General features: G+C 57.3%; 14 protein-coding genes. 2 read left to right on the top strand and 12 right to left on the bottom strand.

The annotated features are described in order from the left end of the window. Window positions 1-7 precede the first annotated feature (7 nt). The 9 genes from EJO66_RS31575 to EJO66_RS31615 form a co-directional block, all read right to left on the bottom strand. Entirely contained in the window at window positions 8-1,168 is a 1,161-nt protein-coding gene (locus EJO66_RS31575) for an IS30 family transposase (RefSeq protein ID WP_125967160.1), read from the bottom strand. Between the two features lie 360 nt (window positions 1,169-1,528). After that, window positions 1,529-2,368 (bottom strand): SDR family NAD(P)-dependent oxidoreductase, encoded by an 840-nt coding sequence (locus EJO66_RS31580; RefSeq protein ID WP_125967161.1) that lies wholly within the window; start codon window positions 2,366-2,368, stop codon window positions 1,529-1,531. A 309-nt stretch (window positions 2,369-2,677) separates the two neighbouring features. Next, window positions 2,678-3,712, bottom strand: coding sequence for a branched-chain amino acid ABC transporter permease (locus tag EJO66_RS31585; RefSeq protein ID WP_125967162.1), 1,035 nt, complete (start codon window positions 3,710-3,712; stop codon window positions 2,678-2,680). A gap of 13 nt (window positions 3,713-3,725) precedes the next feature. After that, window positions 3,726-4,601: a branched-chain amino acid ABC transporter permease gene (locus EJO66_RS31590; RefSeq protein ID WP_125967163.1), complete on the bottom strand. Its 876-nt coding sequence runs from the start codon at window positions 4,599-4,601 to the stop codon at window positions 3,726-3,728. Window positions 4,602-4,647: 46 nt separating this feature from the next. Next, a complete protein-coding gene (locus tag EJO66_RS31595; RefSeq protein ID WP_125967164.1) occupies window positions 4,648-5,853 on the bottom strand; it encodes an ABC transporter substrate-binding protein in 1,206 nt (401 codons plus the stop codon). Window positions 5,854-5,877: 24 nt separating this feature from the next. After that, window positions 5,878-6,588, bottom strand: a complete 711-nt coding sequence (locus EJO66_RS31600) for an ABC transporter ATP-binding protein (RefSeq protein WP_125967165.1) — start codon at window positions 6,586-6,588, stop codon at window positions 5,878-5,880. After that, a complete protein-coding gene (locus tag EJO66_RS31605) occupies window positions 6,588-7,358 on the bottom strand; it encodes an ABC transporter ATP-binding protein (RefSeq protein WP_125967173.1) in 771 nt (256 codons plus the stop codon). The genes EJO66_RS31600 and EJO66_RS31605 overlap by 1 nt, the downstream gene beginning before the upstream one ends. Before the next feature lie 89 nt (window positions 7,359-7,447). Next, window positions 7,448-8,224: a 3-hydroxybutyrate dehydrogenase gene (locus EJO66_RS31610; RefSeq protein WP_125967166.1), complete on the bottom strand. Its 777-nt coding sequence runs from the start codon at window positions 8,222-8,224 to the stop codon at window positions 7,448-7,450. 18 nt (window positions 8,225-8,242) lie between these two features. Further along, window positions 8,243-9,409, bottom strand: a complete 1,167-nt coding sequence (locus EJO66_RS31615; protein WP_125967167.1) for an acetyl-CoA acetyltransferase — start codon at window positions 9,407-9,409, stop codon at window positions 8,243-8,245. Between the two features lie 109 nt (window positions 9,410-9,518). On the opposite strand from EJO66_RS31615, the gene EJO66_RS31620 reads away from it, so the two are divergent. After that, entirely contained in the window at window positions 9,519-10,076 is a 558-nt protein-coding gene (locus EJO66_RS31620; RefSeq protein WP_125967168.1) for a helix-turn-helix transcriptional regulator, read from the top strand. Between the two features lie 35 nt (window positions 10,077-10,111). Here EJO66_RS31620 and EJO66_RS31625 read toward each other — a convergent pair whose 3' ends face one another. Beyond that, window positions 10,112-11,803 carry a tannase/feruloyl esterase family alpha/beta hydrolase gene (locus EJO66_RS31625; RefSeq protein ID WP_125967169.1) on the bottom strand — a complete coding sequence of 564 codons (1,692 nt, stop codon included), beginning with the start codon at window positions 11,801-11,803 and terminating at the stop codon, window positions 10,112-10,114. A 446-nt stretch (window positions 11,804-12,249) separates the two neighbouring features. Here EJO66_RS31625 and EJO66_RS31630 point away from each other — a divergent pair, with 446 nt between their 5' ends. Continuing rightward, window positions 12,250-12,546 (top strand): DUF1330 domain-containing protein, encoded by a 297-nt coding sequence (locus tag EJO66_RS31630; RefSeq protein ID WP_125967170.1) that lies wholly within the window; start codon window positions 12,250-12,252, stop codon window positions 12,544-12,546. 373 nt (window positions 12,547-12,919) lie between these two features. Here the strand turns inward: EJO66_RS31630 and EJO66_RS31635 are convergent, their stop codons facing one another. Continuing rightward, entirely contained in the window at window positions 12,920-13,810 is an 891-nt protein-coding gene (locus EJO66_RS31635; protein WP_125967171.1) for a beta-keto acid cleavage family enzyme, read from the bottom strand. Window positions 13,811-13,883: 73 nt separating this feature from the next. Then, window positions 13,884-14,533 (bottom strand): cupin domain-containing protein (locus EJO66_RS31640; protein WP_125967172.1); only part of this gene is annotated, 650 nt, incomplete at its 5' end.

A 14,533-nucleotide genomic window follows, 5' to 3' on the forward strand; every position in this document is an offset into this window, starting at 1 on the left:
GGCGGATTCAACCGGTCGATGCAACAAGTTGGCTGAATCGCTCAGCGGGTGTTTCGTAATCCAGGGTTTTTCGCGGACGTTCATTCAATCTTTTTGCGACCGCGTTGAGCTGTGCTTGTGAATAGCTTGAGATCTCAACACCTTTGGGGAAGTACTGTCTCAGCAATCCATTAGTATTCTCATTGCTTCCTCGTTGCCAGGGACTCTGAGGATCACAGAAGTAGACGCTGATGTCCGTGGCCAACGTGAAGCGCCTGTGGGCCGCCATCTCTTTTCCACGATCCCATGTCAACGATTTGTAGAGTTCTTGCGGCAGCTTCCGCGCGTTCAGAATCAGCGCGTTGATGACCGTTTCGGTATCTTTGCTGGCCACTTTGACGAGCATCACATAACGTGAACTGCGCTCAACCAGGGTGGCAATTTGGGTGTTGCGGCTTCCAAAGAGCAGATCGCCCTCCCAGTGGCCGGGCACGGCCCGATCCTCCACCGTTGCTGGGCGCTCACTGATGGGAACCATGCCATTGATCTTGCCATGATTCTCTGTCTTCTGCGTGTGGTTGCGCGAACGGCGCATGACTCTGGTCCGTCTCAAGTTCTGCAGAAGTTCCTTCTTCAAGGCGCCGCGAGCTTGAATAAAAAGGCTTCGATAAATGGTCTCGTGTGACACGTGGTAGGTCTCGTCGCACGGGTAGGCATGCTTCATCCATCCTGCAATCTGTTGCGGCGACCACTGTAATTGAAGCTTGCCAGCAACGATATGTGCCAGGCGCCGGTTCTTAGCCAGTTTGCAGCGCTTGGGGCGGCGGGCTTTGTCCCATGCGAGCTGATCGGCTGATGCAGCACGGTAACTTCCCTGACCACCATTCCGCTTGACCTCGCGGCTGATGGTCGAGGGAGAGCGGTCAAGGGCCGATGCGATCGATCGGATTGATTGCCCCGCTGCCAATGCACGTGATATTTCTTCTCGCTCCGCCAACGTCAAAGACAACGTCGAACGCGAGCGTCCGGGCGGCCGTATCCCACCTGTCTCGGCAAGTATGCGGTGAACCGCTGAATGCGATCGATCAAACAACTGAGCAATCTGAGGAAGCGATTCACCCTTCTCCCAACGGTCCCACATCAACGCTTTCTGGCTGTCGGTGTAGTGCGTTCGCTTTCGATACTTCATTTGCAACACTCCTTCTGCCTCCGCAGTTCTTAGTGTGTTGCATCGACCGGTTGAATCCGCCACCGTGTCCTGTCATTCAAGGGGCCAGCTCAGAACATCCTCAACGCCGCTGCCGGGATCTGGGCAGTGGTGCTGAACCCGTTGCCGACAAATTGACGGCCATAGAGGTGCTCAGACTCGTGAACAGGATTGTTGCCGCCCCGCCAGCACTCACCTCTTTAGATCATCCGTAAAGCTCGCCACCACTTTGAGGTGGCTGCAGAAAACGGCCAATAAAGCGAAGATCGCCCTACGCCTTAACGGCGGATGAAGTGCGCATGATGCACGGGCTTGGCGCCGTCAAGCAAGCCGGAAGAGCTCTCACTCCGTGACTGGCAGCATAAACCGACCCGTCGGGCGTCCTAGGGTCTCCGTATAAAGCCGAGGCTGCTTACCGTCCAGGTCCCTGATGCCATACGCCATACCCAACTCAGCTGAGATCAGCGTCTCCCCCGACCTATCAAGCTTCGACGGGTCGCGCCAAAGCCGTTCGATGACCAGCCCCGTGAATTCAGGCATTTCGAAGTTGGACAGATCAGCGGCGACTTGGGGAGGGAGGTGTTCGCGCGGGATGGACTTCAGGGCGTCGGTGAGGATCAGCCCGGGCCAAATGGATACCGCCGTCACGTTGTACGGACGAAGATCCACCGCCATGTCGAACGTCATCTTGTCGGTACCGGCCTTTGCAGCCCCATAAGCTGGCCCGCAGTGGTAAGACACGGCCCCGTAAAAGGAAATGTTGGCGATCAGGCTGCCGCCGGTCGTGACCATCAGTGGCGCCGCATGGTAGGCGGCCACGTAATTTGAGCGAAGCCCAATATCAATCATGTCAGCGAGAGCGAGCGGCTTCTCCCAGAAGGGTCCCGGCATGGCGAGCGAGCGAGCATCGACCGCGGCGGCGTTGTTGACGAGGATGTCCAGGCACCCGGCCTCCATCTTGATGCGCTCGAAAAGCATCTTCACTTGCTCGTCGTCGGCGTGATCGCACATCACGGGTATGCCTTCCCCACCGGCGGAATTCACCTCCTCAGCGGAATCCTCGAGTGACTCAAGCGAGCGCCCCGTGATGTAGACCTTGAAGCCTCGGCCGCCGAGCGTCCGCGCAATGCCTCGACCGAGCCCACGACTAGCACCCGTGACGACCGCAATATTGGTTCTCATGCGTTGGATGACCCTCACCGCTGCGCGCGGATCCGCTGTTCAATATGTTCGAGAGGTTACCTGGGATTCTGCGCGGCGCCAATGACGCAGCTTTGTGCTCGTCGAGCTTGCGAACACGACCTGAACACCTTGCCGCCTGCTGCGGTATCCCGCCGACATAACTGTTTCCTACCCCAGAGGCTTGGCCGTCAGCGACGCCGAGCTCTCCGCAATTGAGATCGAGCCCGATGAACTCCACGGCGGGTCGAATTGCTCAATTAACCCTGAATGAACAGCCTCTCTGGCTTCGTGACGACACCTGCTTCTTCCTCAAGATCCGTGCTGCGTTTCTCGGAGCTGGGTGAGGAACCCTTTCCTTACAGATGACTGTGAGACTCTCGCTTCAAAGAACGCGATGATCTCGCCCATGATTCCCTTGCGGAAGGCGAGCACGCAGATCACGAAGATCAGGCCAGTGACCATGGTCACCGAATCGCCCAGCGTATTGAACCAGTCGACTGTCGTGAGGCGCGCGAGGAAGTTCCCCAGTTCGCCGATCTTGTTCTCAAGCAGCACCACCACTGCCGAACCCATCAAAGGACCCGACAACGTACCCAGCCCACCCACCAGCGTCATCAGGATGACCTGGCCAGAAGCCGTCCAGTGCACGTCGGACAGAGTGGCGAATCCCAACACCAGTGTCTTGAGCGAGCCGGCAAAACCCGATAGTGCGGCAGAGATCACGAAGGCCATCAGCTTGAAGCGACTCACGTCGTAGCCCAGCGATACCGCGCGCGGCTCGTTTTCCTTGATGCCCTTCAACACTTGGCCGAAAGGCGAGCGAATCGTCCGCACTATCAGCAGGAAGGCCAAAACCACCATGAACAGCGCCACGTAGTACATGGTCACGTCGTTCGACAAGTCAATGAGCCCGAACAGCTTGCCGCGTGGCACGCCCTGCAAGCCATCCTCGCCGCCAGTGAACTTGGCCTGCAGCGCAACGAAGAACATCATCTGCGCAAGCGCCAGTGTGATCATCGCGAAGTAGATACCCTGTCGGCGGATCGCGATCACGCCGAACAGCCAACCCATGAGCGCTCCGGTGAGCGTGCCCGCGAGCAAGCCGAGTTCTGGCGTCAGGCCCCAAACCTTGATCGCATGGCCGGCCACGTAGGCCGAGCCACCCAGGAAGGCCGCGTGTCCGAAGGACAGCAGGCCGGTATAACCGAGCAGAAGATTGAAGGCCGCGGCGAACAGCGCGAAGCACATGAGCTTCATCACAAACACCGGGTAGGCGCCGAAGAACGGCGCCAGCACCAGCGCGACGAGAAGCAGCGAATAGATGACGTTGGAAAAATTCTTCATGACCACGTCTTCTTTATTTCTCTTTGCCAAATAAGCCGGCGGGGCGAATGAGAAGCACCAGCACCATGATGGCGAACACCACGGTTGATGACGCCTCCGCGTAGAAGACTTTGGTAAAGCCCTCGATGACTCCCAGACCCAGACCGGTGAGGATGGCGCCCATGATCGAGCCCATGCCACCAATCACGACCACCGCGAATACCACGATGATCAGGTTCTGCCCCATCAGTGGCGAGACCTGCATCACCGGTGCCGCCAGTACCCCGGCGAAGGCCGCAAGTGCGCAGCCGAAAGCGTAGGTCAGCGTGATCATCAGCGGCACGTTGACCCCGAAAGCCTCGACCAAGCGCGGGTTCTCGGTGCCAGCTCTCAGGTAGGCGCCGAGCCGGGTCTTCTCTATCGCGTACCAGGTGGCGAAGCACACGACCAGCGAGGCCACGACCACCCAGGCGCGGTAGTTGGGCAACACCATGAAGCCCAGTGATGTTGCTCCAGACAGCGCCTCAGGGGTGTCGTAGGCCAGACCGGATACCCCGTAGACTGAACGGAAGCCGCCTTCGATGAGTAAGGTGATGCCTAACGTGAGCAACAGACCATAAAGATGGTCCAGCTTGTAGATCCAGCGCAGTAGAAACCGCTCGATGAACACGCCGAGCAAACCGACGATCAAGGGTGCTGCTGCCAGCATCACCCAGTAGTTGGTTTCGAAGTGGTTCATTGCCATCCAGCTAAGTACCGCGCCGAGCATGAACAGCGCACCGTGGGCAAAGTTGATCACGTTGAGCAATCCGAAGATCACAGCAAGCCCCAGGCTCAGGATCGCGTAGAACGATCCATTGACCAGTCCCAGTAGGAGCTGGCTCATCAAGGCGGAGAGAGAAATGGTCATAGAGTTTGAAGCAGCTGCGGGCCGTCACAGGCCCGCAAGAATGCGGTCACTTCCAGATGGCGCACTTGCTCTCGGCCTTGGTGGTGAACACCTGATCGCCCGGCAATTTAGCGGCGACTTTGAGGTAGTCCCAGGGCTTCTTGGACTCTGATGGGGACTTCACTTGCATCAGATACATGTCATGTACGAAGCGTCCGTCAGCTCGAATCTGGCCTTTTGCGTAAAAGTCATCGATGGTCATGCTCTTGAGCTGGGTCATGACTTGGTCTGAATCCGTGGTCTTCGCAGCTTGGACCGCTTTCAAGTACGTCGTCGTGGCCGAGTAGTCAGCCGCTTGAATATCGGTAGGCATGCGCTTGGTCTTCTCGAAGAACCGGTTCGCGAACTTGCGTGTTTCGTCGTTAAGGTCCCAGTACCAGCTGGTGGTATGAAGAAGGCCTTCTGTATTCTTCAGGCCGAGGCTGTGGATGTCGCTAAGAAATACAAGCATCCCGGCCGTTTTCATCGTCTTGTTGACGCCGAACTCGCGAGATGCCTTGACCGCGTTGATCATGTCCCCACCGGCATTTGCCAGGCCGAGGATCTGCGCTTTGGAGTTCTGGGCTTGGAGTAGGAAGGAGGAGAAGTCCGACGCATTCAGCGGGTGGCGGACCGAACCAACAACGCTCCCTCCCTTTTGCTTGATGACCTTCGTTGTATCGGCTTCAATGGCCTGACCGAAGGCGTAGTCAGCGGTTAGGAAGAACCAGTTTTTTCCGCCAGCGTCGACAACCGCACCACCCGTTCCGCGCGCCAGCGCCACGGTGTCATACGCATAGTGGACCGTATAAGGGGTGCATTCTTCATTGGTCAGCGCTGACGTGCCTGCGCCGCTGTTGAAGTAAACGCGCTTCTTCTCTGCTGAAACCTTCGCAGCGGCGATAGCAGCGCCAGAATTGGTGCCACCGAAGATCATGTTCGCGCCCTGTGTGTCGATCCATTCGCGGGCCTTCGAGGCAGCGATATCGGCCTTGTTCTGATGATCTGCGCTCAGGAGAACAATTGGACGTCCGAGCACCTTTCCGCCGAAGTCGTCGATGGCCATCTGCACGGCCAGGGCGCCATTTTTCCCTTCGAGGTCGGAGTACAGGCTCGACATGTCGGTGATGAACCCGATCGTGACCTTCTCTTGGGGCTGGGATTGCGCATGGGATGCTGCAGCGAAGCTCAGTCCGAGTGCCGCGACGACGAGGGAAAATTTGAAATGTTGCATGACGTGGTCTCCAAAAAATACTGTTCAAACACCGAGCAAATCAGCAAGCAGCGGCATCTTGTCTTCGAGCTTTTCGGCCTTGAAGTGCTCGACCATGCGGCCGTGCTCCATCACGTAGAAGCGGTCGGCCAGTGGTGCCGCAAAGCGGAAGTTCTGCTCGACCATCACGACCGTGTAGCCCTTGTCGCGCAGCGTGTGGATCATTCGCGCCAGCGCCTGCACGATCACCGGTGCCAGACCTTCGGAGATCTCGTCGAGCAGCAGCAGCCGTGCGCCGGTCCGCAGGACGCGTGCCACTGCGAGCATCTGCTGTTCGCCGCCCGACAGTCGCGTACCCTGGCTGTGCCGACGCTCCGCGAGATTGGGGAACATCGCGTAGATCTCGTCGACCGACATGCCCGGCGCCATGACCTTGAGCGCAGGTGGCAGCAGCAGGTTCTCCTCGGCCGATAGGCTTGCGAAGATGCCGCGTTCCTCTGGGCAGTAGCCAATCCCAAGGTGCGCGATGCGGTGCGTAGGCATGTCGATGGTCTCGACTCCGTTGACCTTGATGCTGCCCTTGCGTGTGCCGGTCAGCCCCATCACCGCGCGCATCGTGCTCGTGCGGCCCGCGCCGTTGCGCCCCAGCAGCGTGACGACCTCCCCCGGCTGAACCACCATGTCGACGCCGTGCAGCACGTGCGATTCGCCGTACCAGGCTTGCAGACCCTTGATCTCGAGTGCGGGCGCAGCCATCAGTGCGCTCTTTGCATTTCATCGCCGGTGGTGCCCATGTAGGCTTCCATCACCTGCGGATTCTTGGAGACTTCGACATAGGGGCCCTCAGCCAGCACGGCCCCCCGCTGCAGCACCGTGATGGTGTCGGCAATGGTTGAGACTACGCTCATGTTGTGCTCGACCATCAGGATGGTGCGGCCGGCCGATACACGCTTGATGAGTTCTGCCACGCGATGCACGTCTTCATGGCCCATGCCCTGCGTGGGTTCGTCCAGCAGCATCAATTCGGGCTCCATCGCGAGCGTTGTAGCGATCTCGAGCGCGCGCTTGCGTCCATAGGGCAGGTTCACAGTCTGCTCATCGGCCAGTTCCTCTAGCCCTACCTCGGCGAGCAGCTCGCGCGCGCGCCGATTGAGCGGTTCGAGCGACTTTTCGCTCTTCCAGAAGTGGTACGAGGTGCCCAGCCGGCGCTGCAGACCCAGGCGCACGTTCTCCAGCAGGGTGAGGTGTGGGAACACAGCCGAGATCTGGAACGAACGGATGATGCCGCGCCGCGCGATCTGCGCGGGCCGCTCGCCGGTGATATCCCGGCCGTTGAAGAGGATCGTGCCGCTGGTCGGCTCAAGGAATTTGGTCAGCAGATTGAAGCAGGTGGTCTTGCCGGCGCCGTTCGGGCCGATCAGCGCGTGTATTGAACCGCGCACGACCGAGAGATTGACCTTGCTGACCGCGGTGAAGCCCCGAAATTCTTTGGAGAGTTGATGAGTTTGAAGAATGGGATCGCCCATGAGATTGAACATGAAAATTGATCGAACGAAGTCGCAGCCTCAGGGCGCTCACAAAACCAGGGATGCCTTAAAGCGACCGGAAACGCGCCTTACTGGGCAGTCCAACCCCCATCGATAGGCATTGCGATGCCTGTAATTCCGGCAGCGTCATCGCCGCAAAGAAATTCGACCGCTGCAGCAATCTGCGCGGGTGGCAGCAAAGTCATGTTCGGCTGCTTCTCCCGAAGCAGCTCCTGGACTCCCTCCTGATAGCTTCCCCCGACAGCTGCAGCCTTAGCTTTGATTTGAGCTTCCAGGATTGGTGTGTCGGTAAATCCGGGGCAAATGCAGTTCGCAGTAACCCCACTCGTTGCCATTTCAAGGGCCACACCCTTCGTCAAGCCGACCAGTCCATGCTTTGCGGCCAAATAGGCTGACTTGTTCGCAGACCCAATCAACCCATGAACCGAGGCAACGTTGATGATGCGGCCCCAGCCACGCGCACGCATTCCGCCGAGACACGCCTTCATGAGAAGGAATGGCGCAGTCAGATTGATGCTCAGAACCTTGTCCCATTTCGCGAGCGTAAATTCTTCGATCGGAGCAACATGCTGAATGCCGGCGTTGTTTACAAGAATATCGACACCTCCGAACAGTTTTTCAGCCCGCTCGATCAACTCCAACGCTTCGTCGGAGTTCGACAAATCGGCGCGGATATATCCTACGAAGCGCTTGTCACCAATTTCACCGGCGAGGCGCTCTCCATCACTCACACTCTCGATTCCGTGGATGATCACTCGAAGCCCGGCGGCAGCGAGCTTTCGCGCGACTGCAAGCCCGATACCTTGCGTTGATCCAGTTATAAGTGCGACTCTCGTTTTAAGCATGATCAGTTAGCGATGGGGTTAACGAGTTCTTTCCAAGATGCTCACGTAGTTTGCGACTGCAGATCCACCCATATTGAAAACTCCACCGAGCTTCGGGTGATCTACCTGAAATTCTCCAGCCTCGCCGCACAATTGCATCGCAGCAATAACGTGCATTGAAACTCCAGTGGCACCAATTGGATGTCCCTTGGCCTTGAGACCTCCAGAAGCATTCACGGGGAGGCGTCCGCCGAGATATACCGTCCCATCATCCAGCGCTCGACGACCTTCCCCCTTTGGAGCCAATCCCATGGCTTCGTAAGAAAGGAGCTCGGCAATGGTGAAACAATCGTGGACTTCAGCGAAAGATAGATCATTCGTCGAACAGCCGGCATCGGCATAGGCTCGCGCCCAGGCCCGCTTGGGGCCTTCAAAGTCGAGAAGGGCTCGCCTAGACATGGGCAAAAAGTCACTGACTTGCGCCCGCGCCCTGAACGTCACCGCTCTTTCGAATTCCTTGGCCCGCCGAGAGTCAACAATCACGAGGGCCGCAGCCCCGTCAGAAACCAGCGAACAATCCGTCATTCTGAGCGGCGCCGCGATTATTGGATTTTTTATCGAGACGGTGTTACAGAAATCGAACCCCAAATCCTTGCGCATTTGAGCGAGAGGGTTCTTAACTCCGTTGGCATGGTTCTTAGCAGCTATTTTTGCTAGAACTTCGGAGTGATCTCCATACTCATCAAAATAGGCCGTCGCAAATTCCGCAAAAATGCCAGGAAAGGTGAGACCGATGCTCGCCTCCTCCGGAACATAAGAACATCCAGCCAAGATGTTAGTTACCGCCAAAGTATCCCTCTGCGTCATCAGTTCCGCCCCCACAACCAGGGCGGCGTTAATTCGGCCGGCCTCAATTGCGTCGCAAGCCGCGTTGATAGCCGCGGCACCTGATGCACATGCGTTTTCTACCCGCGTTGAAGCCGCCCAGCGCAGGCGGTCGTCGGACTGAAGAATCAGGGAGGAAGCGAAGATGTCACTTACGAATCCTCCATTAAGATTTCCTAGCCATGTTCCACCGATTTCTGAGGGATCGATCGCTGAGTTCGACAAAGCTTCATCGGCGACCCCTACAATCAACTTTTCCAAGCTGGAGGCGGTATGCTTGCCAAAAGGAACGTGCGCCCATCCGACGATGCTGCAACCCATGTGATGATCCGTTTAATTGCAAAATTTGCGATTCACAATTCTGGCTTCGACGGAGCATCGGGGAAAGGCGTGCGTCTACGCAAGGGGAAACCCTTAATCGGAACTCGTTATGAATGATGCTTTGAGAGAACACCTGATCGAGGGCTTTGAATTTGCGCCTGTTGGGCTGTGCATTACCGAGTTCAGAAAAATCGTCATCTGCAATGATGAATTTAGCCGCATGTTCGGCTTCGAGAGTCAGGAACTCGTCGGACAGTCTCTTGCGATTCTTTACCCCACAGCCCAAGAGTTCGATAGTACCGGTGAGCTGGCTCTTCCAATTTTGCGAGAGACCGGTCGATATTCAGACGATAGACTCATGCGTCATCAGTCCGGTCGGCTGATTTGGTGTCACGTTGCGGGGCGGTCTTTCAGGGTCAATTCGCCGTATGAGCACGCGACCTGGATGTTCGAAGACCTGTCCGATCGTAGAAAGACAGTGGTGCACCTGACCCCACGAGAGCGTGAAATTGTTAAATTGCTCGCCAAAGGTTTGACCAGCAAGCAGATAGCAAAGTTACTCGAAATGAGTCATAGAACGGTCGAGGCGCATCGCACTCGGATCGGCCGCAAGCTTGATGCGAAGACGACCGTGGAGATCGTGAGCAAAATTGCCGGATTATATTAAATAAAGGGGAAGAACCTTCTCCCCCTCTCTTCCGCTCAGCCTGGCTGTTGGCAGCTAAAACTCTTCTCGGAGTTAGGATCTCCAACGCCATCATATTTAGCAAATTTTGGAAACGGGCACAATGGACGCGTCATGGCGACTTCACCTGCAGCAACATTGTTGTCCTTGAACTTGGTCGCGATTATCCTATCGGGTGCATCGCCCGTTTCAACCCACCTTTCGAGCGCGGCCAGGAGGTCTCGGGAAGGATCACCAGCCAATGGGACCGGCGTAGCAATGTCATTGCCGAACACGTTCGGGCCTAATCCTCCTCCGCAATGGTCCATGCCAGGGGCCTTGTAAAAGCGAATAAACGAGTCGCCAGCACCGGTTGTTTCGCTAACCGATGTCAGATACTTTTCAAATCCGGCTGGAGGGATTAGCGCGTCCATGGTCCCGTTGAAGCCGATGATTTTCCCGCCACGATCCCTGAATTTCGTCAGATCTTTGCTCGTTGCATTTACGACCGGCCCTAGAACGCTTTCGACCGTCTGCCTGTCTCTGAAATAATCAAAATTGAGGAAGTCGAAGTCATTTCCAAGCACCCATGAGAAAAGCTCTCCAAACGGAGGCTTGGTGGAAAGGTCGATCGCCAAGCCGGCCGACCAATTCGGCTCTGAGCCCTTTTCGAGCTGCGGCGCTATGACTGCTCCCGTCACCGGGTCGATCACCGGGCTATACAGTTTTTCGACGGCCGACACCTGATCTGCAGTGAGGCAGTTCGCCCCGCCTGCGTCCTGGCATTGCAGGACGCGCGGATTAAAAGTGCACTTTTCGGGTCGACTTATCAGACCGTCCTGCACTCCGTCGTCAGAGTCACAGGCTTCCAGGACTGCAGAAGACAGCAGGGCCATCTTGTCGGCGGGCATCCCAGGTGCCGGGAGTTTTTTCATGGTCGCCCAGTACGTAGCGATGCCGATGTGGGTCCCGATCCGATCATTGGCTGGCGCGCCGCTGATGATGCCGTCATAGTCGTCCGGGTACCGAGTAGCTTCATGGATTCCCTGGCCACCTCCAGTTGAACATCCCATGAAATACGATTTCGCGGGCGGCTTTGAATAAAACCGCTGGGCCGATGCTTTGGAGAGAACCGTCATGAGGTGGGTTGAACGATAGCCCCAATCGATCCACTTTTCGGGATGACCCCGGAGAAGCGAGCCATCGAAAGAAAGCGTTGCCCCCCCGGTGCCCATGTCTGTATGGGCGACCGCATAACCGCGCCTCAAACCTGCCGCCAGAGATTCGTAGCTGATGAAACCGGCGAACCCGCCGTTACCCAAGCCAAGCATCCGCCCGTTCCAGTGATCGCCGGGAAGCCAGATCTCAACTTTGATGTCGCTGTCATTGGAAGGGGTCAGTCTGACAGAGAGTCGACAGAATTCAGGCAATGATTTGATCGTTTCCGCAGTGGGGATGATCTGCTTCGGTACTGGAAAGTCTCCTGCTGGCCGATATTCCACGACGGTGAATTCAGTTCCCGGCAAGCTCTGGGCTGCAATAGCGCGGCACCTCTCCTCGTTGGACACCATTTGGGGAGGCGCGTCAGGAGGAACCACTGGCGTGGTGCCGGTTGCAGGAGGGAGTACAACAGGCACGAAACCTCCCGAATCCCCTCCTCCTCCGCACCCTGCGGCAATCGCCGCCACCATCATCCCGGTGACTGCTTTATATAAAGTCGTTTTTCTCATGATTTGTCTCCTACGTTGATGCTAGAACCGTTATTAAGTTAATAGCGATCCAAGAGCGGAGCCTGCTTAAAGCGCGGGCATTAAGGCTTGATCGTTGTCCCTTTCGGTTGCTGGCCGCGGCGCCGCTTTTCCTGGCGCGCCCGACCCGAGAACGGCGACCCAATGATTCCTGGGGCCACTCGCCTACGCTAGGGCGCGCAAATACGCTAGGGTTTTCCATCACATCACGACGTGATGATTTCGTTGAGGCGGCCAGATCAGAAGATGCCGGCAACGCATTGGTACGTCATTTGGCGAAAATGTCGCGCCACGGACGTGAAGAGGTTGCGCTTTCCGCCTTAGCTGGAGCATGCGGGTAAACCCTGGCGTACTCACGCGACATGACACCCAAGAGATTTTTGAGCACTATCACGCTTTCGGGCGAATGCCCTTTTTCGGATGGATGAGTGAAAAAAGGCTATCTATTTGCGGCATTGAGGATGCTTGATGCTGAATATTTTGCTGAGGAATACCTCGCTAGAGTCGTCCCGCTTCTAAAACGGAGCGATGCTCGAATCGTCGCTTCTTCAGATAGACCTGAGATAGTGGAAGGTGCGACTGACCGCGAGCGGGTCGTACTTATCGAATTTGATTCGTTTAAGTCAGCTCGGGATTTCTACCATGGCACAGAGTACCAAGCGGTAATTCAGTTTCGATTCAATTCAGCGGACGCGCACGTTTACATTATGGAAGCTCTAGACTGACGACCTTCCTATCGAGAGAGGGGCGGAGGAATCACTGTTCTTCGTCCAAATATTTCAAACAATGCAGAGAGGCCTCGGCGCTAAAGAAGGACGACAGCATTGACCCCTTCTCCGCCAGCTTGGTACACCTGAGGTGACGCGATCCGCGAAGCCTTCTGTGCTCCCGCGACGGCCAAACCACACATTGGTCACAGCTTGCCAATCCACCGCCCGCCTCCCCAGCTTGGCGTAGGCATGATGGTCCCAGCGTCTCCTGGTTGATCTGAACGCGTTAGGTGCCCTGAGTCAGGAGCACGCGCCAAATTTGTCCTCGGACGACGAGCTCGCGAGTTAAAGCCAGGGGCAGATCGAAATCGCGAGCCCGCGCTTGCCATCAGTCCCGCGGCTTCATTTTCCTGAGACCAAGAATTTCGCGCGCCTCCCCCGCGCTTGCCAGACGGCCGCCCAACTCACGCACGATGCGACCACCTTTGGCAACCAGAGCAGCGTTATCGGGTGCAAGCACCCCTTTCTCAAGGTAGATGTTGTCCTCCAGCCCTGCCCGCACGTGGCCGCCCAGGAGGAAGGCTTGCGCCAGCATGGGGAACGCTTGGCGGCCGATGCCAAAGGCGGCCCAGCGCGAACCTTCAGGCAGCAGCGAACGTAAGTAGGCCAGTGTCGTGGGCGAGGCGTCGGCGCCGTACTTCACACCGAGGACGATCTGGAACAGCGCCGGTTCCGGCAAGGTTCCCTCTGCAATCAGATCACGAGCCAGGTGGATATCCCCCGTGTCGAATACCTCCAACTCCGGCACTGTCCCCGCTTCCTGAATCAGTGCAGCCATCTTGCGCACATTCGCGGGCGTGTTGATGACGACGGAAGAACCGGAAAACATCGTATTGAGATCGAGGCTGCAGATCTCCGGCCGGAGGGCGACCACATGCTCCACTCGAGGCTCCGGCCGCATGAGGGTCGTACCGGGGGCGGCGACCTTCGGGTCGTGCTCACTCGGCACAAAACGCTGACCAGGGCCCGTGGTGAGATTGATCACCAAGTCCACATCGCTCGCTCGAATTCGCTGCACGACCTCTTCGTAGTGGGCAAGCTCCATGCTGGGGCGCCCATCAGCATGTCGGACATGAATATGCACAATGGCTGCGCCGGCGCGGCCCGCATCGATGCAAGCATTTGCGATCTGCTCAGGAGTACATGGCAAGCCCGGATGCTGGGCGAGCGTAGTGATATTGCCAGTCACGGCGCAACAGAGAATAGTGGGGGTGCTCATTGGTCAGAACATTGCTGGAAGTGTGTTGGAACAAACCGCGACGAATACGTACGGCGATGGATAGGCTTCGGTATCAACCGGCTGCATCGGCAAACGCGAATCCCATCGCACGGGCGTGGTAGTAGATGCCGCCGTCCTGAACAATCAGGAACATGGCAAATTGGGTTCCTTCGTTGTGATGGGAATGCATCGACGTTGCGGGTGTGACCGTCGTCGCCCAGGGGGCCCAGTCCTTGCGCTTGCCGTCAACCACGGAGTAGCAGTTCTCGCCTTGGATCACCAGCGCCACGGCCACTGAGTTGTGTCGATGTGGCCGCTGGGATTTTCCGGGCGGCAAGGTGTTCATCGCTACGGTGAGGGTTGGCAGAACGTTTCGGCTTGCCTCTTGTTCTTGCGAGGAGAGTATGAGCGCCGACCCTGCGATGTCGTCACTGCGTCCAATGCGGTAGAGGAGTTGAATCTGACGACTCATCTCGTCGGAGGTGAAATGCACTATCTCCGTCGGCGAATCGCCCGCGAGAGGTGGCTGCAGGTGTTCGAACATGAGTTGCGGTTCATTCGTGACGATCCACAATACGGCATCGCTCTCGCCAGCCTTGTGCCGATGGCTGGAGCTCCCCGGCAACACGAAGAGGTCTCCCCGTTGCCAGTCAATGCGCTCGTCTCCACATTCTGTCGATCCCTGCCCCGCGATGACATAGACGACGACTCCGCTGGCTCTGT

This window comes from Variovorax beijingensis (assembly GCF_003951285.1).
GTDB lineage: Bacteria > Pseudomonadota > Gammaproteobacteria > Burkholderiales > Burkholderiaceae_C > Variovorax > Variovorax beijingensis.

What these genes read in the sequence shown, in the direction of transcription:
- EJO66_RS31575 (WP_125967160.1), bottom strand. Translation starts at nt 1,168, where the DNA reads ATGAAGTATCGAAAGCGAACGCACTACACCGACAGCCAGAAAGCGTTG.
- EJO66_RS31580 (WP_125967161.1), bottom strand. Translation starts at nt 2,368, where the DNA reads ATGAGAACCAATATTGCGGTCGTCACGGGTGCTAGTCGTGGGCTCGGT.
- EJO66_RS31585 (WP_125967162.1), bottom strand. Translation starts at nt 3,712, where the DNA reads ATGAAGAATTTTTCCAACGTCATCTATTCGCTGCTTCTCGTCGCGCTG.
- EJO66_RS31590 (WP_125967163.1), bottom strand. Translation starts at nt 4,601, where the DNA reads ATGACCATTTCTCTCTCCGCCTTGATGAGCCAGCTCCTACTGGGACTG.
- EJO66_RS31595 (WP_125967164.1), bottom strand. Translation starts at nt 5,853, where the DNA reads ATGCAACATTTCAAATTTTCCCTCGTCGTCGCGGCACTCGGACTGAGC.
- EJO66_RS31600 (WP_125967165.1), bottom strand. Translation starts at nt 6,588, where the DNA reads ATGGCTGCGCCCGCACTCGAGATCAAGGGTCTGCAAGCCTGGTACGGC.
- EJO66_RS31605 (WP_125967173.1), bottom strand. Translation starts at nt 7,358, where the DNA reads ATGGGCGATCCCATTCTTCAAACTCATCAACTCTCCAAAGAATTTCGG.
- EJO66_RS31610 (WP_125967166.1), bottom strand. Translation starts at nt 8,224, where the DNA reads ATGCTTAAAACGAGAGTCGCACTTATAACTGGATCAACGCAAGGTATC.
- EJO66_RS31615 (WP_125967167.1), bottom strand. Translation starts at nt 9,409, where the DNA reads ATGGGTTGCAGCATCGTCGGATGGGCGCACGTTCCTTTTGGCAAGCAT.
- EJO66_RS31620 (WP_125967168.1), top strand. Translation starts at nt 9,519, where the DNA reads ATGAATGATGCTTTGAGAGAACACCTGATCGAGGGCTTTGAATTTGCG.
- EJO66_RS31625 (WP_125967169.1), bottom strand. Translation starts at nt 11,803, where the DNA reads ATGAGAAAAACGACTTTATATAAAGCAGTCACCGGGATGATGGTGGCG.
- EJO66_RS31635 (WP_125967171.1), bottom strand. Translation starts at nt 13,810, where the DNA reads ATGAGCACCCCCACTATTCTCTGTTGCGCCGTGACTGGCAATATCACT.